The sequence below is a fragment of the Streptomyces sp. NPDC050842 genome (assembly GCF_044456565.1).
GTDB lineage: Bacteria > Actinomycetota > Actinomycetes > Streptomycetales > Streptomycetaceae > Streptomyces.
Genome location: NZ_JBITGA010000014.1, coordinates 39,447 through 58,415, shown reverse-complemented (window position 1 = coordinate 58,415; position 18,969 = coordinate 39,447). Strand labels below are relative to the sequence as shown.

Here is an 18,969-nt window from a genome sequence, read left to right as displayed (position 1 = left end):
TCCCAGTGAAGCTCTCGCGCTCGGCAGGCCCCGACCAGGGCGTATGCCCCTGGGGCGGCCCGACATCGACGGGCGAGTGAGCCGTCAGCGTACGCGAGTTCACGCCCCGAGCGCGTGGTGCAGCTCTCACCCCGGCAGGCCTCGTGGTGTGGCGTACGCCACTCGGCGGGGGCCGCGCGTCGCATGGAATTCCGTACGTATATCTGTTTGAAGCAATTCCCTTGCGTTCAAACACTCTTCCGGAAAGAGCCATGCCGCCAATAGGGCTGAAGGTCATCGGATTTACCGACGGAAGTCGGGAATGGACCGACGACTGAGACCTACTCCACATCACATGGTCATCACGAAGACACCGGATCGACCGGGACGGCTTCTCACTCCCTGTAACGTCGATTGGGTGCGTACCGACATCTTTGCCCGGCTGGACCGGGAGCCGGAACCGCCGAAGATAGAGGTCCCGCAGATGACCCGCACGCGTCTCGCGCTCTTCGGCGGGACGTCGGCGTTCTATCTGGGCATTGTCGTCGCGGTGCTGCTGTCGACCTGGCTGGTCACCCTCGACTGGAAGATCATGTTGTTCCGGCCCTATCAGCAGTGGCCGGAGATCCATGGCTTCCTCGACTACTACGTCGTCCTCGGTCAGCGCGGCCCCACGGCCGTCATGGTGGCCGCATGGCTGGGCTGGCGCTCCTGGCGCCAGCACACCCTGCGGCCACTGCTGTGTCTCGGCGCGGCGCTGCTGCTGCTGAACGTCTCGGTCGGCGCGGTCAAGCTCGGCCTCGGCCGTCTCGGCCCCCACTACGCGACGCAGGTCGGCTCCGCCGAGCTCTTCGCGGGCGGCGATATATTCCCTTCCGGCCACACCGCGAACGCGGTCGTGACCTGGGGCATCCTCGCCTATCTGGCGACCACTCCGCGGGCCAGGCGCTATCTGTCGGCGCTCTCCGCCGTGGTCGCGCTCGGCGTCGGTCTCACGACCGTGTACCTGGGCACGCACTGGCTGAGCGACGTGCTTCTCGGCTGGGCCGCCGGGCTCCTGGTCCTGCTCGCCCTGCCCTGGTGCGAGCCGGTCCTCGCGGTGGCGGAGTCCTGGACCCTCGCGCTGCGCGACCGGCTGCTCGATCGGCTGCGCGATCGTCGCCGGCTGGTGCCCTCCCTGCCCGTGGCCTCCGGTGGCCCACGCCCGGGCTTCTTCCCGCAGCGTCCCGCCGGGGCCGAGGAGCCCGTCCGCGAGACCGTGGGAGTGGCCCGCGGCCGCGCACCGGCGACCCGCGGCTGACCCCGCCCCCCGCGCTCGGCGAAGGGCCCCGACCGTCCTCGGCCGGGGCCCTTCGTCTGTCCGCCGCCGTCCTGTCACCCCAGCCAACAGCGGGTGACGGTGCCGTCCTCCACCTCGAAGTTGATGCGCCCGGAGAGGTATTCCATGGTGATGATCGAGCCGGGCGGGAGGGACCTGACGACCTTCCAGCCCCGTGTCCTGGCAAGCCGCTCGGCGCCGCCCGAGTCGAGTCCCACATAGGACTCGGGAGCGTCGCGGGGCGGTTCGGGAGTGCGCGATGTGGGTGACATGGGACTCACGTTAGCCTCTTCGCGGTCACGCTTGTGTCACAAGTTCTCGACATATGTTTGACACGCCCGCCGTCACTCGATGGGACAGTTTCCGGCCGATTCTCCAGCAATTCCGAATGGCTTCCGACACTTCGCACGAAGAGGATCGCGGCACCGGCAAATCCCGGGGAATTCCCCGTTCCCCCGCGCCGCACGGCGAATTTCCCGGACCTCGCACGCGGCGCCCTCACGCTTCCCTTACACAATGCTTACGCGGACTCCGCCGGGTCCGTGTCCGCCGACCGGAGCAGCCGCCCCGTCCGCCTCCCTCCCCCGCCGGCCCGCCGCACGCATCATGTCCCGACGCCCGGCGAGCAGGACCCAGGGGGAGGCAGCGATGGGCACCGAGACAGCGACAGCGACCGTCGAATCGGCCCGGCAGCGGCACGGCCGCGTCCTGATCGACTGGGCCACGACGACCGACCACAAGAAGATCGGCCACCTGTACCTGGTCACCTCGTTCCTCTTCTTCCTGCTGGCCGGGCTCATGGCGATGCTGATGCGGGCCGAGCTGGCCCGCCCGGGGCTCCAGCTCGTGTCGAACATGGAGTTCAACCAGGCCTTCACGCTGCACGGCACGATCATGCTGCTGCTCTTCGCCACGCCCACGTTCGCCGGCTTCGCCAACGAGCTGGTGCCGCTGCAGATCGGCGCTCCCGACGTCGCCTTCCCGCGGCTGAACATGTTCTCGTACTGGCTGTTCCTCTTCGGCGGCCTGATGGTGATCGGCTCGCTGCTCACCCCGAGCGGCCCCGCCGCCTTCGGCTGGACCGGCTACGCCCCGCTCAACAGCCTGGAGCGGTCGCCCGGCGTCGGCGTCGACCTCTGGATCATGGGACTCGCGCTCTCGGGCTTCGGCACGATCCTGACCTCGGTGAACTTCCTCGTCACGATCATCGCGATGCGGGCTCCTGGCATGACCATGTTCCGGATGCCGATCTTCACCTGGAACGTCCTCTTCACCGCGGTTCTGGTGATCGTCGCCTTCCCCGTCCTCGCGGCGGCGCTGCTCGTCCTGGAGGCGGACCGGCGCCTCGGCTCCGTGGTCTTCCAGCCCGAGAACGGCGGGGCGCTGCTGTGGCAGCACCTCTTCTGGTTCTTCGGCCATCCCGAGGTCTACATCATCGCGCTGCCGTTCTTCGGGATCGTCAGCGAGATCATCCCGGTCTTCGCCCGCAAGCCGATCTTCGGCTACACGACGCTGATCGCGGCCACCATGGCGATCACCGGTCTCTCGGTGGTGGTCTGGGCGCACCACATGTTCGTGACGGGCGCGGTGCTGCTGCCGTTCTTCTCGCTCCTGTCGTTCCTGATCGCGGTGCCGACCGGGGTGAAGTTCTTCAACTGGACCGGGACGATGCTGCGGGGCTCGCTCTCCTTCGAGACGCCCATGCTGTGGTCGGTGGGCTTCCTGGTGTCGTTCCTCTTCGGCGGGCTGACCGGGGTGATCCTCGCCTCGCCGCCGATGGACTTCCAGGTGACCGACTCGTACTTCGTCGTGGCCCACTTCCACTACACGGTCTTCGGCACGGTCGTCTTCGCGACCTTCGCCGGCTTCTACTTCTGGTGGCCCAAGTTCACCGGCCGGATGCTCGACGAGCGGCTCGGGAAGGTCCACTTCTGGACGCTGTTCATCGGCTTCCACCTGACGTTCCTGGTGCAGCACTGGCTCGGCGCGGAGGGCATGCCCCGGCGGTACGCCGACTACCTGGACGCGGACGGGTTCACGGCGCTCAACACGGTGTCGACGATCGGCGCCTTCCTGCTGGGCGCCTCCACGCTGCCGTTCCTCTACAACGTGTGGTGGACCCACCGGTACGCCGCGAAGGTCGACGTGGACGACCCGTGGGGCTTCGGGCGCTCGCTGGAGTGGGCGACCTCGTGCCCGCCGCCCCGGCACAACTTCGAAGCCGTGCCGCGGATCCGCTCCGAGTCGCCGGCCTTCGACCTGCACCACCCGGAGTTCGCGGCCTACGAGCGGATGCGGCTCACGAGCCCCCCGGCGTCTCCCCCGCCGTCCGGCCGTCCGTCCGACGGTCCGTCCGATCGAGAGCACGGGACAGCCGGTCCCTGAGCTCGCGGACCCGCTCCGTCAGCTCCGGCGGCTCGATCACCTCGAAGTCGAGACCCATGAGCATCACGTGCACCACCGCCACGTGGAGGTTGTGCGCGCCCGCCCGCAGCAGGCAACTCCCCTCGCCCTCGGGCTCCAGGACCCCGTCCATCGGGCCGACGATCGCGGCGGCCTCGTCGAGCGGGACGAACAGCCGGACGATGACCTCCGTCGCGTACGCCGCGCCGGACACCCCCTTCGACACGTACGCGGCAAGGTCGTCGGCAGGCGGTTCGCGGGGCGGGAACCGCGGGCCGTGCGGCGGCTTGGGCTCGATGCGGTCGGCCCGGAACGTCCGCCAGTCGTCGCGGTCCACGTCCCAGGCGACCAGGTACCAGCGCCGCTCCGTGCAGACCAGCCGGTGCGGTTCGACGGTCCTGCGGGTGGCGGTGCCGCCGTGGTCGCGGTAGGCGAAGCGGAGCCGCTCGCTGTCCCGGCAGGCGTTGGCCAGCTCGGTGAGCACCGCCGGGTCCACCCGTTCCCGAGGGGTACGGAGCATGGGCACGGTGAAGTCGGTGAGCGCGCCGACCCGCCTCCGCAGCCGCGCCGGCAGGACCTGCTCCAGCTTGGCGAGGGCGCGTACGGAGGTCTCGCCGATGCCCTCGACCCCCTGGCCCGCCGCGGTGCGCAGGCCGACAGCGACCGCCACGGCCTCCTCGTCGTCGAGGAGCAGCGGCGGCAGCTCGGCCCCGGCCCCGAGCTGGTAGCCGCCGCCGGTGCCGGGGCTGGCGTGCACGGGGTAGCCGAGCTCGCGCAGCCGGTCGACGTCGCGCCGTACCGTACGCGAGGTCACCCCGAGCCGGTCGGCGAGATCGGCACCGGACCACTCCCGGTGGGCCTGGAGCAGCGAGAGCAGACGCAGCAGCCGTGCGGAGGTCTCCAACATGCCCCGAGTCTCTCAGCCCTCGCGGACAGTTACGGTCCTCGATGCGGCGGCGAAGGCCGGCGGACGAAAGCCGTCAGCGGAGACTCCGGAGTCGCTTGAGCAGGCCGCGGACCAGGCGGCCGGCCTTCGCCTTCACGACGTAGACCGCGTCGACGGCCCGGCCGATCTCGCGGTGCCGCTTCACGCGCCCGGCGGAGTGGGTGCGCCGGCTCGCGCCCCGGTCGACGAGTTCCGTCCAGAGCGCCTCGTGCCGGGCCGCGATCCGGACGGGGTCGAAGCGTTCCGAGGAGGCCAGCGCCGCCCGCGCGGTCTTCGCGCGCAGTTCGTCGTCCTCGACGAGACCGCGCAGCGCGCCCGCGACGGCGGCCACGTCGTCGACCGGCACGAGCCGCCCGTCGACCCCGTCCTCGATGATCTCGCGCGGCCCGTTCGGGCAGTCGGTCGAGACCACCGGCAGCCCGCAGCGCATCGCCTCCACGATCGTCATCCCGAAGGACTCCCGCCGCGAGGTCACCGCGGCGATCGAGCCCTTGGCCCATTCCGGTTCCATCGGATGGACGGCGCCCATGAGGAAGACCTGCCGGCCGAGGCCCCGTTCCTCGATCTGCCGGGCCAGCGCGCCCTTGAGGTCCTCGGCCGCGTCGCCCGTGCCGTAGATCCGCAGCGTCCACTCCGGGTGGTCCGGGGCCAGCTCGGCGAAGGCGTCGACGAGCACGTCGTACCGCTTGACCCGGGTCAGCCGGCCGGCCGCCACGATGGTCTTCGCCGCGGGGTCGGCGGGCGGCAGGGCGGGCGCGGGCACGCTGTTGGGCACGGCCTCGATCCGTACGCCGGGCAGCCCCAGCCTCCGGTAGGCGCGGGCGTCGGCCTCGGTGACCGTCGTGACGGCGTCGAGGAGCCGGTACTCGTGCCGGATGTCCCGCCGGAGCCGTCGGCTGTGGCCGGCCAGGACCAGGTGCTCCTGGCCGACGAGGACCGGCCCGCGCCGGGCCTGCCGGGCCAGGTGCACGTTGAGTCCGGGGCGGGTGCCGACGAGGACGTCGGCCTCGACCCCGCGCAGGTACTCCCCGATCCGGGTGTCGGTGAGCGCGCTGTACTGCTTCCAGCGGCCGTCGCCGCGCGGGAAGACCTCGGCGGGCCGGTGGAGGTCCGGGTGGTCCCCGTCGTAGCCGGGGCTGTCCTCGCGCAGGTCGACGAGATGACGCAGCGTCACGTCCGAGGGGAGGCCGAGGATCGGCCGGTCGCGGTGGCGGAACACCGAGACGATCTCGACCTCGTGGCGCGTGGCCAGTTCCTCGGCGAGCGTGAACGTCGTCCGGATCGTGCCGCCGTAGTGGTAACCGTTGTGAAGCAGAAAGGAGATACGCATCGCGCGGCCCGTTCCCCCCGGTCAGTCGGTCTGTCGGTCGGTCGCGCCGACTGTACTGCCGGGACGGACCCCCGTTTCACGGGCGATGTTCCGCGGACCCCCGTTTCACGGCCGGTGTCCACGGGCCCCGCGTCACGGACGGTAGCCGAGCTGGGGCACGGTCGCGCAGTTCTCCGTCATGTCGCCCTGGCTCTCCCAGCCCCGGCCGTCCTCCCAGCGGGCCACGGACAGACAGGTGTGGCGGGTCTCGGGCGGAGCCGCGAGGTGCTCGAAGCGGACGGGCAGCAGCAGTCCGCGCGCGGTGTACGGCTCCGGACGGTTCAGGAACTCCTCGACGCACCCGCGGGTGAGCCCGCCCCCCGCCAGGCAGGAGCGGGCCGCGTCAGTGAACCACATCGCCGCCGCCCACCCCTCCAACTGCCACTGGGACAAGGGTCGTTGCCCCATCGCTTCCCGGAACTCGCGGACGGCCGGATGGCCGGTGTCCTGGTGGTTGCGGCTGGCTCCGGTCACATAGAGGGCGCTCAGGCAGTCGGGGGCGCGGGCGTAGTCGCGGGCGACGGACGAGGACCAGTTCTGGACGTTGGTGACCTTGGCGTCGACGCGGACCCCGAGCGCCTCCATCGCCTCGCAGAGCCGCACGTTGCCGTGGGTGTCCATCGCGTCGAAGAGCAGATCGACGTCCTGGTCCCGCAGATCGGCGGCGACCGCGCGGAAGTTGGGCAGGGCGAAGTCGACCTGCTCGTCGACGACCCGGTAGCCCTCGGCGCGCAGCCCGTCGGAGACCAGCCGGGCGTACGCGGCGGACGCGGCCTGGTTGTACGAGACGACGGCGGCGGTCCGCGCCCCCTTCTCCCGCTCGAACCAGCGGTAGACCTCGGTCCCGCCGTACAGCGTCCCGTCCCAGCCGGGCTTCCCGCCGGTGCGCGGGGCGGAGCTGCCGTAGATCCCGTAGAGGTGCGGGTACGTGTCGTAGGCGGGGGTGAGGGGCTGGCCGCCGATGTCGGGGACGCCGGCCTTGGCGACGAGCGGCGCGCCCGCGTAGTTCAGGGCGGTGGTGGCGACGAGCGCGAAGACCTTCCGTTCGTCGATCAGCCGGTGCACGCACGCGTTGTTGCCGACGCCGCTGCCGCCGTCGTCGCAGGTCTCGACCTCGATCCGGCGCCCGTCGAGGCCGCCGCGGGCGTTGAGCGCGTCGAAGTAGGCGCGGGCGCCGTCGCGCGGGCCGGTGAGGGACTGCCCGCCGACCGGGCTCGTGGCGCTGGTGATGATCCCGACGCGGAGCGGCTCACCGCCGGAGGGGGTGGCGGTGGGCCGCGTCTCGAAGGCGCGCTCCGGGAGCCGGCTGCCGCACCCCACGAGGAGGGTGAGCAACACGGCCAGGAGCAGCGCCGCGATCGCCTCAGCAGCCCGGAACGGTGACACCGCTCAGCTCGACCAGGCCGCAGAGGGTCTTCACGGAGACCTTCCAGGTGCCGTCCTGGAGGATCGAGGTGCCCTGGGAGTCGGGCAGGGCGGGGGACCCGCCGACGAGCAGGTCGTAGGTGACGTTGGCCTCGGTGGCCGAGGTGAACTCGACGCCCGTGACCTTCGCCGAGGTCGTGGCGGCGTTCTCGTTGCCGACGAAGGCGGCGAGGACCGGCTGCAACGCGGCGCCGTTCTCCAGCACCTTCACCTTGTCGGCCGCGGAGGTCTTCGGGTCGAAAAACGCCGTCCAGTTCCGGGTGATCTCCTCCTCGGCGGCGGCCGGGTCGGCGGGCTCGTCGGCTCCCGGCGGCTGGGCGGTCGTCCCGGGCGGCGGCGTCTCGTAGACCTGGTTGCCGGCGGTCCCGTCATCGGAGCAGCCCGCGACGGCGGGCACGAAGGCCAGGACGGCGACGGCCGCCAGGGCAGCGAGCCGGGGGCGTCCGCCGAGTCGTTCGAGAACCATCTGGCTCACCACCGGGTGTCTCTCCAGGCCGCACGGCCTGATGCTTCCAGGGTGGGGCGAACCGGGGCATAGTGCAAGGAAAGGGAGAGACGAGGGAGGCCCGGTGCCGAGATCCCGGATCTTGTTGTGGGGCGGTGTCGCGGCGGCCGCCGGGGGCGCGGTGCTGTGCGTGCTCGGTTGGTACGGGATCTCCGGCGAGCGCTTCGCCGAGCGGCAGCTGCCCTATCTGGCCTCGTGCACGGTGCCGGGGGCGGCGCTGATCGTGGCGGGCGCCGTGCTGATCGCGGCGACGCTCCTGCTGCCGGTGAGCGCTCCGGAGCCGGCCCCGCCCGAGCCGGAGGAGACTCCCCCGCCCTCCTCGGACGGCCCGTGCCTCAGGGTCCCGGGCGGCACCCTGGCCCACCGCCCGGACTGCCCGCTGGTGGCGGGCAAGGCGGAGGCGACGCTCGTGGGCGACGCGCCCCTGGACCCCTGCCCGGTCTGTGAACCATGGCCTCGTTGACGTACGAGCTGACGCTCGCCGGCATCGCCGTCGGCAGCGCCGCCGCGCTCACCGGGATCGGCCTGATCGTCACCTACCGGGCGACGGGGGTGCTGAACCTGGCACACGGCGCCGTCGCCATGATCTGCGCGTACGTCCTGCGGCAGCTGGTGGTGGTGTGGGGCTGGCCGCTGCCCCTGGGCGCCCTGGTCACCCTCCTGATCGTCGCCCCCGGCCTCGGGCTGATCCTCGACCGCGGTGTGTTCCGTCCCCTCGCCCTCCTCGGCTCGAACCCGGCACAGACCCTGGTGGCCTCCATCGGCGTCTTCGTCCTGCTCGTGGGCGGCGCGGCACTGCTGTGGGGCGGCGGGGCGCGGGACGACGCGCCGGTACTGCTCGGCGACGACCCGTGGGCGCAGCTGGGGGCGGTGGTGGCGCTCGCCTGCCTGGTGACGGCGGTGACCCGGTGGACGCGGTTCGGCCGGGAGCTGCGGGCGGTGGTCGACAACCGCCCGCTCGCCGTCCTGTCGGGGGTGGACGCCGACCGGGTGGCGGCGGCGGGGTGGGCGTTCGGCTCGTTCACCGCCGGGATGACGGGGGTGCTGCTCGCTCCGTACGTACGGCTCGACCCGTACGGGATGCCGCTGCTCGTCGTCGAGGTGATCGCGGTCGCGGTGATCGCCCGGATGCGCTCGCTGCCGGTCGCGGTCGCGGCGGCGGTCGCGATCGGCGTGGCCCAGGCGCAGATGACTCGGCTGCACCCGGAGGGGTGGGCGGGACCGCTGGTGCAGGCGCTCGGGGCGAACCTGTTCGTGGTGGCGCTCCTGGTGGCGGCGCTGGTCCTGCCGGGCGTCGGCGGCAAGGGCCGGGACGCCCTGCCCCCACCGCCCCGCACCCCCCGCGTCCCCACCCCCCTCTGGCTGGTCATCGGCGTCCTGCTCCTCCTCCCCCTCGGCTTCGCGGGCTCCGACCTGCACACGGCGGTGCAGGTCCCGGCGCTCGCCGTGATCCTCCTGTCCCTGGTCGTGGTGGCGGGCCGGGGCGGCCAGATCGCCCTGGGTCAGGCGGCGTACGCGGGCCTGGGCGCGCTCCTGACGGCGCTGCTGGCGACGGCGGGCGTCCCCACCCTCCTGGCCCTGGGTCTCGCGGTGCCGATGGTGGCGGTGGTGGGCCTGGTGACGGCCTGGCCGGCGATCCGCCGCCACGGCCTGGCCCTCGCCCTGGCCACCCTGGCGACCGGCGTGACGGTGAGCCGCTTCGTGCTCACCCAGCCGTACGCGACGGCGGGCCTGTCCCTGGGCCGCCCGACAGGCTTCACGGACGACCGCGCCTTCTACGCCCTGGAACTGGTCCTGCTGGCCGGCTGTCTGGCCCTGGTGGCGGCGCTGCGCCGGGGCCACACGGGCCGCGCGCTGGCCGCCCTGCGGGACCACGAGCCGGGCGCGGAGGCGGCGGGCGTCCCCGTCCCTGCCCTCAAGCTCCTCGCCTTCGTCCTGGGCGCGGCCCTGGCGGCCCTCGGCGGCGGGCTCCTGGGCATGGGCCTGCGCGCCTTCGACCCGGAGGCGTACGACCCGGTACGCGGCCTGCTCTGGTTCGCGGCCGTCCTGGTCCTGGGCGCCGACAGCCTGCTCACGCCCCTGGCGGCGGCCGCGCTCCTGGTCACCCTGGACGCGGGCCCCCAAGCGGGCGCGGCGGCAGCCGTGATCGGCCTCCTGGCCACGCAATCGGGCCGCCTCCCCCCACTGACGACCCTGCTGCTCCCCAGCCCGGCGAAGGCCGCCGACGGCGCGAAACCCTCCAGGGAGAGACCCGCACCCCTGACGGGTGGGGACGCCGCAGCCGCCGACGGCGCCGCATCCCTCACGGGAAAACCGGCACCTCTGTCGACGACCCGCACGGCGGGTGAGAACCCCGGGCCGGCCGAAGACCGGGCCCACGCCCACGGCCCGCCACCCGCCGACGGCGCCGCACCCCCCACGGGGAAACCCGCACCTCTGTCGACAACCAGCACGGGTGGTGCGGGTGGGACCCCCAGTCCGGCCGGAGGCCGGACGCACCCCCACCGGCCCGCACCGGCCCCCGCACCCGCCCCGGAACTCCGCGCTGACGACCTCACCCTCACCTACCCCGGAGGGATCACCGCCCTCTCCCACGTCACCCTCACCCTCACCCCCGCCCGCATCACCGCCCTCGTCGGCCCCAACGGCGCCGGCAAGAGCACCCTCTTCGACTGTCTCGCCGGAACCCTCCGCCCCCGGCACCACCAGGGCCTGATCACGCTCGACGGCGCCGACATCACCTCCCGCTCCGCACACGCCAGGACCCGTCTCGGGATCGCCCGGACCTTCCAGCGGCTCGCCGTGTTCCCGTCGCTCTCGGTCGAGGAGAACGTCCGACTCGGCGCCGAACAGGGCAGGGTCCGCGCCGATCCCGCCGCCGTCGAGCGGAGCCTCCGCCTGTTCGACCTCGCCGGCCCCGTACGGCACCGCGCCGCCGCCGACCTGCCCACCGGGACGCTGCGCCGCGTCGAGCTGGCCCGCGCGCTCGCGGGGCAGCCGCACACGCTCCTCCTCGACGAACCCGCCGCCGGCCTCGACGCCGACGAGACCGCCGCGCTCGCCCGGATCCTCGCCGCGCTCGCCGCCGACGGCCTGACCGTCCTCGTCGTGGAGCACGATCCGGACCTCGTCGCCGGAATCGCCCACACCGTGCACACCATGGAAGGCGGCCGGATCCTGTCATGAGCGTCGAGATCGAGCTGCGTGCGGCCCGGGTCCGCTACGGCCCGCTGGAGGCCCTGCACGGCCTCGACCTGCCCGTGCCCGCCGGCACCGTCACCGTGCTCCTGGGGCGGAACGGCGCGGGCCGCACGACGGCCCTGCGGGCCCTCGCCGGCACGGTACGGCTCTCCTCCGGCCGGGTCCTGTGGCGCGGCGCCGACGTGACCGGGCTGCCGCCGCACGCGCGGGCGCGCCGCGGGCTGTGCTTCGTACCGGATCTGCGGGCGGTGTACGAAGGGCTCACCGTCGCCGAGAACCTCGCGCTCACGACGCCGGACGCCCCCGCCCCGTACCCCGAGCTCGTACCCCTGCTGTCCCGGACCGCGGGGACCCTTTCCGGTGGGGAGCGCCGGATGCTGGCCCTGTCCCGTGCCCTGCTGAGGCCCGCGCGCGTGGTGCTGGTCGACGAGCCGTCGCTCGGCATGGCCCCGCCGGTCGCGGCCCGTACGTACGGGCTGCTCGCGGCGCTCGCCGTGGAGCGCGGGGCGGCCGTGCTCCTCGCCGAGCAGCGCGTACCGGAGGGGCTGCCGCGCGGCTCGCTCGTCCACGAGCTGCGGCGCGGCTCCCGCGCGGCTGCCGGGGAGCCGCCCGAGTTCGCCGACGGCACGGCGGACTGACGTCGGAGCGGCTAGAGCGGCGCGATCCGCAGCATCGTGCCGACGACGATCCGGTTCGGGTCGGGCCCGATGAGGCTCCGGTTCGCCGCGTAGAGCGCCTGCCAGCCGCCCTTGACGGCGAAGCGCCGGGCGATCGAGCCGAGCGAGTCCCCCGGCTGGACGGTGTGGACGCGGCCGCTCAGTCCGTACCGCTTGGAGCAGACGGGCCAGGCCCCCCAGCCCTGCGTGCGCAGGACCTCCTCCGCGATCGTGATCTGCTGCGGGCGGGTGGCCAGGTCGGCGCGCGGCGCGTACTTCGTTCCGCCGTGCTCGACCCAGGTCGGCTGCCAGAACTGCAGCCCGCCGTAGAAGCCGTTGCCGGTGTTGACGTGCCAGCGGCCGCTGCTCTCGCACTCGGCGACGCATCCCCACGGCCACTGGTCGGCGGCGCAGGCGTAGCCGGGCACCGCGGCCGCCGCGCGCACGGCGTCGGCGGAGGAGGAGACCGCCCCGGAGACCGCCTCGGCCACCACTCCTGCCACGGTCTCCGCCACCGACTCCGCGACGGTCCCCGGCCCGGTCCCCGCCACCGCTCCAGGCGCCGCTCCCGGCACCGCGCCCGCCACCGCCGCCGCCGTCGGCGTGACGGCGGTCTCCCACGGCTCCTCGGACGCGTCCCGGGCGTGCGCGGCGACCGGCGTCAGGGTGATCAGCGCCGCCGCCGCGGCCACCGCGGGACCGGCCGTCCAGAATCGGATCTTCGACATCGGGGCAGGCTAGGCAGCCGCCCGGCACCCCCGGCCCGTGCCGCGCGGAACACTGTTCACACCCCACCCGGTCGGAGTCACCGGCCCCGCCGCACGAGCCGACGGCAAGTTGCCTCGCTTCCACGCGTGACTCCGGCGGATCCTGACCCGTTGAACTCGGCATGAGACGCCCGGGATCGGCCCGGCGTCCCCCCGTACCGAGTCCAGGGAGCCACCCGTGCCGCGCATGCTCGACGTTCACGAGGACGTACGCGCCGAGATCGGCGACGAAGAAGCCGACCGGCTGCTTGCCGGCGACAACGCCCCGGGCAGCTACGACTGCACCTCCTGCCGCACGCCGGGGGACTCCGAGCAGGAGCGCACCAGCACGGTGCTGTTCGTCGGTGAGGAGACCGCGGTCCTCGCGTTCGCCCACGCCAGCTGCATCCCGTCGCAGGTCGTCAAGGTCGCCGAGGCGCAGCTCCAGGGCGCCGTCGCCTCGATCACGGCTTCGGACGCCGCCGACGCGCTGTCCGCCGCCCACCCCGAGCAGGCCGTGCTCGGCGTCACCAGCGGTCTCGTCCTGATCGAGGGCGAGCTGCACCCGGCGCTGGTCGTGGAGCCGACCGCCCCCGTGGCCCGCCCGGGCACGGACGGCCTCGTCGACGAGTTCCTGCCGCTCCTCGCGGAGCAGGGCTTCCGGCCCGTCACCGACCTCAACGAGAAGCCGGCCGCCCTGCCGGGCTGGTCGGTCCTGGTCGCCATGGGCCAGCTCCACTCCGTCCTGCAGCCGGGGCCGAACGGCGCCGGCCAGGCCGCCTGGTGGCAGGCGCACCAGCCGCTCCAGGTCACCGAGGGCTGGCGCGCGGCGGCCAACAAGTCGCACACGGTCCTGGTCTTCGCCGCCCCGGTGGGCTCCATCGGCCAGCAGCCGCGCGAGGACCTGCTGCGCGACGCCCTGGAGAAGGCCGCGGCGAACGGACGCCTGGTGGCGGCCGCGATGCCGCTGGCCGGTACCTGATGGACGACGGCCGGCCCGACATAGGACCCGCAAGGGCCCAGGACGGACCGGCGCGGCCGAGCGGACCGGCCGGACCGGGCGGACTGGGCGGACTGGGCGGACCGGCCGGACTGGGCGGACCGCCAGGGCTCAGCAGCCCGGCCGGACTGACCGGACCGCCGAGGCCGGGCGGATCGCCCGGGCCGGCTCGGCCGAGCGAGTCGGCCGAGTTCGGCAGGTCCGCAGAGCCGGGCGGGCCGCCAGGGTTCGGCGGGGCATCGGCACCTGCAGCGGCCGGGACCTCGGCGGCGGGCGGCGCCCTCCGTCCTCACGGCGCCCTCGGGGCCGCCGCGCCGCGGGCCGTCGGGGGCTCGGCGGTGCCGGAGGTTCCGACCGTGCCGCGGCCCCGGCGGGCGGCTCTTTCGGAGAGCCGCCCGCATCCGACCGGCGGCGGGGTCGTTGGCACGTACGTGCACCCATACGACCCTTTCCTCCAGCCGTATCCGAGCCAGATCCCCTCCATGCGCCCCGCGCAGGACGTCACGGCGGGCCAGTCGGCCACGCCGATCTACGACGCCCTGTTCTCGGAGTACCGCCGGTCGTTCCGCACGCTGCCGGGTGACCGCAGCGGCGAGGAGGAGGTGGCGTTCCGGGCCTTCGGCACGACCGCGAGCACGGGGCTGTACGGCAACGGCAACGGCCAGGGGTACGGAGCCGGACAGGGATACGGCGCCGGCCACCGGTACGCCTCCGCCCATCCGCCGGTGTGGACGGCGCAGCAGCCCCACACTCCGGCGGCGCTCCCGCCGGGTCCCCGCCGGGGCTTCTGACTCCGGCGGACGGCAATCCGGCGGACACCGCACCGGACCGTCCGTGACACGGCTGAGGGCCGGGGCTTGTCGCCCCGGCCCTCAGCCGTGTCCGTCACACCGCGCTGCCGACTACTTCTTCCGGCCGCGCTTCTCGCGCACGCGCACCGAGATGTGGATCGGGGTGCCCTCGAAGCCGAACTCCTCGCGCAGACGGCGCTCGATGAAGCGCCGGTAGCCGGCCTCCAGGAAGCCCGAGGCGAAGAGGACGAACCGCGGCGGCTTGGTGCCCGCCTGCGTACCGAAGAGGATGCGGGGCTGCTTGCCGCCGCGGATCGGGTGCGGGTGGGCCGCGACGATCTCGCCGAGGAAGGCGTTCAGCCGGCCGGTGGGGACGCGGGTCTCCCAGCCGGCGATGGCGGTCTGGATGGCCGGGACCAGCTTCTCCATGTGGCGGCCGGTCTTGGCGGAGACGTTGACCCGGGGCGCCCAGTCGACCTGCTGCATCTCGGTCTCGATCTCGCGCTCGAGGTAGTAGCGGCGCTCCTCGTCGAGCTCGTCCCACTTGTTGTAGGCGATGACGATGGCGCGGCCGGACTCGACCGCCATCGTGATGATGCGCTGGTCCTGGACCGAGATCTTGTCGGTGGTGTCGATGAGGATGACGGCCACCTCCGCCTTCTCGACGGCGGCCGCGGTCCGCAGGGAGGCGTAGTAGTCCGCGCCCTCCTGGAGGTGGACCTTCTTGCGGATGCCGGCGGTGTCGACGAACTTCCACGTCACGCCGCCGAGCTCGATGAGCTCGTCGACCGGGTCGCGGGTGGTGCCGGCCAGCGCGTTGACGACGACCCGGTCCTCGTTCGCGACCTTGTTGAGCAGGGAGGACTTGCCGACGTTCGGGCGGCCGATGAGGGCGATGCGGCGCGGGCCGCCGACGGCGTTGCCGAAGCGCTGCTCGGGGGCCTCGGGCAGCTTCTTCAGGACCTCGTCGAGGAGGTCGCCGGTGCCGCGGCCGTGCAGCGACGAGACGGGGAACGGCTCGCCGAGGCCCAGGGACCAGAGCGTGGTGGCGTCGGCCTCGCCGGACTGTCCGTCGACCTTGTTGGCGGCGAGGACGACCGGCTTCCCGGCGCGGCGGAGCAGCCTGACGACGGCCTCGTCGGTGTCGGTGGCGCCGACGGTGGCGTCCACGACGAAGAGACAGGCGTCGGCGGCCTCGATGGCGAACTCGGCCTGGGCGGCGACGGAGGCGTCGATGCCGAGGACGTCCTGCTCCCAGCCGCCGGTGTCGACGACCTTGAAGCGGCGCCCGGCCCATTCGGCCTCGTAGGTGACGCGGTCGCGGGTGACGCCCGGCTTGTCCTCGACGACGGCCTCGCGGCGGCCGATGATGCGGTTCACCAGGGTCGACTTGCCGACGTTCGGGCGGCCGACGACGGCGAGGACGGGGAGGGGGCCGTGCCCGGCCTCCTCGATCGCGCCCTCGATCTCTTCGGCGTCGAAGCCTTCTTCCGAGGCGAGCTCCATGAACTCCGCGTACTCGGCGTCGCCAAGTGCCCCGTGGTCGTGCTGGTCGTTCATGAAGTCCGTTCCTTGATCATTCGTGGTCGGTGGGTCCCCGAGCCGCGGGGCCCACTACTGAAAGTCTCGCTCAGCGCCCGGTGAGACGCTTGGCGTTTTCCAGGTGAGCGGTGAGCTGTCCCTGGATCCGTACGGTGGCCTCGTCGAGCGCCTTGCGGGTGCGACGCCCTGATCCGTCGCCCGCGTCGAAGGCGTCGCCGAAGACGACGTCGACGCGGCCGCGCAGCGGAGGCAGTGCCTTGAACAACCGTCCGCGGCGCGCTGATTCTTCCCGCCCATCCCGCCCGGTGGTCCCCAGCACGGCGACCGGGACGATCGGAGCGCCGCTGCGGACGGCGAAGTAGGCGAGGCCGGCGCGCAGCGAGGCGAAGTCGCCGTCGCCGCGGGTGCCCTCGGGGAAGATCCCGAGGACGCCGCCATGCTCCAGGACGCCCAGGGCGTTGCCTATCGCGTTCCGGTCGGTGCTGTCGCGGTCGACCTTGACCTGCCCGATGCCCTCCAGGAAGGGCCCGAGGGGCCCGACGAAGGCTTCCTTCTTGATGAGGAAGTGCACCGGGCGCGGTGCGGTGCCCATGAGCATGGGGCCGTCGATGTTGTGCGCGTGGTTGACGGCGAGGATGACGGGGCCGGAGGCCGGCACCCGCCAGGCGCCGAGGACGCGCGGCTTCCAGAAGCCGTACATCAGGCCGATGCCGATGCGTCGGCCGACGACGGCGCCCTTCGCGGAGGGCAGGGTCACTTCGCGCCCGCCCTCTTCTCCTCCACCAGGGTGACGACGCACTCGATGACCTGGTCCAGGGTGAGGTCGGTGGTGTCGACCTCGACGGCGTCGTCGGCCTTCGCCAGCGGGGAGGTCTTGCGGCCGGAGTCGGCCGCGTCCCGCTTGATCAGGGCTTCCTTCGTCGCCTGCACGTCGGCGCCCTTGAGCTCGCCGGAGCGGCGGGCGGCACGGGCCTCGGGCGAGGCGGTGAGGAAGATCTTCAGGTCGGCGTCCGGCAGGACGGTGGTGCCGATGTCCCGGCCCTCGACGACGATGCCGAGCTCGGCGCCCTTCGCGATGGACCGCTGGAGGTCGGTGATGAGCGCCCGCACCTCGGGTACGGCGCTGACGGCGCTGACCTTCGAGGTGACCTCTTCGGTACGGATGGGTCCGGCGGCGTCGACACCGTCCACCGTGATGGTGGGGCGGCCCGGGTCGGTGCCGGAGACGATGTCCGGCTTGGAGGCGGCGTTGGCGACGGCCTCGGCGTCGGTCACGTCGACACCGTTGCTGATCATCCACCAGGTGATCGCCCGGTACTGGGCGCCGGTGTCGAGGTAGCTCAGCCCCAGCTTGGCGGCGACCGCCTTCGAGGTGCTCGACTTGCCCGTGCCGGACGGCCCGTCGATGGCGACGATCACGGATTCCACGGTGGGAACACCTTCCTGGGGGAGCGGTAGGGCCTCGGCGGAGATGCAAGGGGCCCCCACAAGGTTACCGAGTCCCACGCACCCGTTCGGCCCAGCCCACGTCGGACCCCCTCCGGGACGGTGCCGGAGGCCTGCGGGAGGGGTCCCGGCGAGCCCGTCGGCCCCGCCCCCCGGACTGCCGGCCGGCCCCGTCCCCGTACCGTCAGGGCGTCCGCAGCGCCCAGCCGCGTTCCTGGAGGGCCGCGCTCAGGGCCGGAGCCGCCGCGGGGTCGACCATGAGCTGGACCAGGCCCGCCTGCTGGCCGGTGGCGTGCTCGATGCGGACGTCCTCGATGTTGACGCCGGCACGGCCCGCGTCGGCGAAGATCCGGGCCAGCTCGCCCGGCTGGTCGCTGATGAGGACGGCGACGATCTCGTAGACCGTGGGGGCGGCGCCGTGCTTGCCGGGGACGCGGGCACGGCCGGCGTTCCCGCGGCGCAGGACGTCCTCGATGCCGGAGGCGCCGTCCCGGCGCTTGTCCTCGTCGACGGACAGGAGGGAGCGCAGGGCGCGGACCGTCTCGTCGAGGTCGGCGGCGACGCCCGCGAGGACGTCGGCGACGGGGCCCGGGTTGGCGGAGAGGATGTCGACCCACATGCGCGGGTCGGAGGCGGCGATCCGGGTGACGTCGCGGATGCCCTGCCCACAGAGGCGTACGGCCGACTCGTCGGCCTCCTCCAGGCGCGCCGCGACCATCGACGACACCAGCTGCGGGGTGTGGGACACGAGGGCGACGGCCCGGTCGTGGGCGTCGGCGTCCATGACGACGGGCACGGCCCGGCAGAGGGCGACGAGCTCCAGGGCGAGGTTCAGGACCTCGGTGTCGGTGTCACGGGTCGGGGTGAGGACCCAGGGCCGTCCCTCGAAGAGGTCCGCGGTCGCCGCGAGCGGGCCCGAGCGCTCCTTGCCGGACATCGGGTGCGAACCGATGTACGCGGTGAGGTCGAGGCCCAGCGCCTCCAGTTCCCGCTTCGGCCCGCCCTTGACGCTCGCCACGTCCAGGTAGCCGCGGGCGAGGCCGGCCGCCATCGCCTCGGCGAGGGTCGTGGCGACGTGCGCCGGGGGTACGGCGATGATCGCGAGGTCCACGCGCCCCTCGGGTGCCTCGTCGGTGCCCGCGCCGAGCGCGGCGGCCGTCTGGGCGCGCGCCGGGTCGTGGTCGCGGAGGTGGACCGTGACGCCCCGGCCCGCCAGGGCGATCGCCGCGGAGGTGCCGATCAGGCCGGTGCCGATGACGAGCGCTGTTCTCACTGGGCGATGTCCTTGCGCAGGGCGGCCGCGGCACCGAGGTAGACGTGCGCGATCCGGGACTTGGGCAGCTCGGTCTCGACGTGGGCGAGGAGCCGGACGATCCTCGGCATCGCGCCCTCGATGTCGAGCTCCTGGGCGCAGATCAGCGGTACGTCGACGATCCCGATCCGGCGGGCCGCGGCGGCGGGGAAGTCGCTGTGCAGGTCCGGCGTGGCCGTGAACCAGATGCTGATGAGGTCGTCGGCGGTGAGTTCGTTGCGCGTGAGGACGGCGGTGAGCAGCTCCTCGACCTGCTCGCGCATGTGTCCGGCCTCGTCCCGCTCCAGCTGGACGGCGCCTCGGACCGCTCGTACCGCCACGTCGTGCTCC

The 18,969-nt window shown here is 73.2% G+C and carries 18 protein-coding genes; 7 read left to right on the top strand and 11 right to left on the bottom strand.

Annotated elements, in window-relative coordinates; genetic code table 11:
- The first annotated feature begins 397 nt into the window (after window positions 1–397).
- Window positions 398–1,279, top strand: coding sequence for a phosphatase PAP2 family protein (locus tag ACIBG6_RS35595; protein WP_399226869.1), 882 nt, complete (start codon window positions 398–400; stop codon window positions 1,277–1,279).
- A 74-nt stretch (window positions 1,280–1,353) separates the two neighbouring features.
- Here ACIBG6_RS35595 and ACIBG6_RS35590 read toward each other — a convergent pair whose 3' ends face one another.
- A complete protein-coding gene (locus tag ACIBG6_RS35590) occupies window positions 1,354–1,569 on the bottom strand; it encodes an I78 family peptidase inhibitor (RefSeq protein ID WP_317594017.1) in 216 nt (71 codons plus the stop codon).
- Window positions 1,570–1,945: 376 nt separating this feature from the next.
- On the opposite strand from ACIBG6_RS35590, the gene ctaD reads away from it, so the two are divergent.
- Window positions 1,946–3,682, top strand: coding sequence for a cytochrome c oxidase subunit I (ctaD, locus tag ACIBG6_RS35585; RefSeq protein WP_399226868.1), 1,737 nt, complete (start codon window positions 1,946–1,948; stop codon window positions 3,680–3,682).
- On the opposite strand, the gene ACIBG6_RS35580 is transcribed toward ctaD, so the two are convergent.
- From ACIBG6_RS35580 to ACIBG6_RS35565, 4 genes are all read right to left on the bottom strand, one after another.
- The gene (locus ACIBG6_RS35580; RefSeq protein ID WP_399226867.1) at window positions 3,597–4,607 is read right to left on the bottom strand and encodes a helix-turn-helix transcriptional regulator; all 1,011 of its coding nucleotides are present in this window, start codon (window positions 4,605–4,607) and stop codon (window positions 3,597–3,599) included. The two genes, ctaD and ACIBG6_RS35580, sit on opposite strands and share 86 nt — an antisense overlap.
- A gap of 73 nt (window positions 4,608–4,680) precedes the next feature.
- Window positions 4,681–5,976, bottom strand: coding sequence for a glycosyltransferase family 4 protein (locus tag ACIBG6_RS35575; RefSeq protein WP_399226866.1), 1,296 nt, complete (start codon window positions 5,974–5,976; stop codon window positions 4,681–4,683).
- Between the two features lie 132 nt (window positions 5,977–6,108).
- Window positions 6,109–7,401 carry an ABC transporter substrate-binding protein gene (locus ACIBG6_RS35570; RefSeq protein WP_399226865.1) on the bottom strand — a complete coding sequence of 431 codons (1,293 nt, stop codon included), beginning with the start codon at window positions 7,399–7,401 and terminating at the stop codon, window positions 6,109–6,111.
- Window positions 7,379–7,906 carry a hypothetical protein gene (locus ACIBG6_RS35565; RefSeq protein ID WP_399226864.1) on the bottom strand — a complete coding sequence of 176 codons (528 nt, stop codon included), beginning with the start codon at window positions 7,904–7,906 and terminating at the stop codon, window positions 7,379–7,381. The genes ACIBG6_RS35570 and ACIBG6_RS35565 overlap by 23 nt, the downstream gene beginning before the upstream one ends.
- Before the next feature lie 103 nt (window positions 7,907–8,009).
- On the opposite strand from ACIBG6_RS35565, the gene ACIBG6_RS35560 reads away from it, so the two are divergent.
- Genes ACIBG6_RS35560 through ACIBG6_RS35550 form a run of 3 tightly spaced genes read left to right on the top strand, consistent with a single transcriptional unit; the run spans window position 8,010 to window position 11,784 of the window.
- On the top strand, window positions 8,010–8,408 hold the full coding sequence (locus ACIBG6_RS35560) for a hypothetical protein (RefSeq protein WP_399226863.1): 399 nt from the start codon (window positions 8,010–8,012) through the stop codon (window positions 8,406–8,408).
- Entirely contained in the window at window positions 8,396–11,131 is a 2,736-nt protein-coding gene (locus ACIBG6_RS35555; RefSeq protein WP_399226862.1) for an ATP-binding cassette domain-containing protein, read from the top strand. The genes ACIBG6_RS35560 and ACIBG6_RS35555 overlap by 13 nt, the downstream gene beginning before the upstream one ends.
- The gene (locus ACIBG6_RS35550; RefSeq protein ID WP_399226861.1) at window positions 11,128–11,784 is read left to right on the top strand and encodes an ATP-binding cassette domain-containing protein; all 657 of its coding nucleotides are present in this window, start codon (window positions 11,128–11,130) and stop codon (window positions 11,782–11,784) included. Before ACIBG6_RS35555 ends, ACIBG6_RS35550 begins: the two co-directional genes overlap by 4 nt.
- 11 nt (window positions 11,785–11,795) lie before the next feature.
- Here ACIBG6_RS35550 and ACIBG6_RS35545 read toward each other — a convergent pair whose 3' ends face one another.
- Window positions 11,796–12,530, bottom strand: a complete 735-nt coding sequence (locus ACIBG6_RS35545) for a transglycosylase family protein (RefSeq protein WP_399226860.1) — start codon at window positions 12,528–12,530, stop codon at window positions 11,796–11,798.
- Window positions 12,531–12,747: 217 nt separating this feature from the next.
- Between ACIBG6_RS35545 and ACIBG6_RS35540 the strand changes: the two genes are divergently transcribed.
- Both ACIBG6_RS35540 and ACIBG6_RS35535 read left to right on the top strand, forming a co-directional pair.
- A complete protein-coding gene (locus ACIBG6_RS35540; protein WP_317594027.1) occupies window positions 12,748–13,530 on the top strand; it encodes a hypothetical protein in 783 nt (260 codons plus the stop codon).
- Between the two features lie 500 nt (window positions 13,531–14,030).
- Window positions 14,031–14,339, top strand: coding sequence for a hypothetical protein (locus ACIBG6_RS35535; RefSeq protein WP_399226859.1), 309 nt, complete (start codon window positions 14,031–14,033; stop codon window positions 14,337–14,339).
- Between the two features lie 111 nt (window positions 14,340–14,450).
- On the opposite strand, the gene der is transcribed toward ACIBG6_RS35535, so the two are convergent.
- From der to aroH, 5 genes are all read right to left on the bottom strand, one after another.
- Entirely contained in the window at window positions 14,451–15,899 is a 1,449-nt protein-coding gene (der, locus tag ACIBG6_RS35530) for a ribosome biogenesis GTPase Der (protein ID WP_399226858.1), read from the bottom strand.
- A 70-nt stretch (window positions 15,900–15,969) separates the two neighbouring features.
- Window positions 15,970–16,581 carry a lysophospholipid acyltransferase family protein gene (locus ACIBG6_RS35525; RefSeq protein WP_399226982.1) on the bottom strand — a complete coding sequence of 204 codons (612 nt, stop codon included), beginning with the start codon at window positions 16,579–16,581 and terminating at the stop codon, window positions 15,970–15,972.
- Window positions 16,582–16,634: 53 nt separating this feature from the next.
- Entirely contained in the window at window positions 16,635–17,300 is a 666-nt protein-coding gene (gene cmk / locus ACIBG6_RS35520) for a (d)CMP kinase (RefSeq protein WP_399226981.1), read from the bottom strand.
- Window positions 17,301–17,511: 211 nt separating this feature from the next.
- On the bottom strand, window positions 17,512–18,600 hold the full coding sequence (locus tag ACIBG6_RS35515) for a prephenate dehydrogenase (protein ID WP_399226857.1): 1,089 nt from the start codon (window positions 18,598–18,600) through the stop codon (window positions 17,512–17,514).
- On the bottom strand, window positions 18,597–18,959 hold the full coding sequence (gene aroH, locus ACIBG6_RS35510; RefSeq protein ID WP_399226855.1) for a chorismate mutase: 363 nt from the start codon (window positions 18,957–18,959) through the stop codon (window positions 18,597–18,599). The genes ACIBG6_RS35515 and aroH overlap by 4 nt, the downstream gene beginning before the upstream one ends.
- Window positions 18,960–18,969 lie beyond the last annotated feature (10 nt).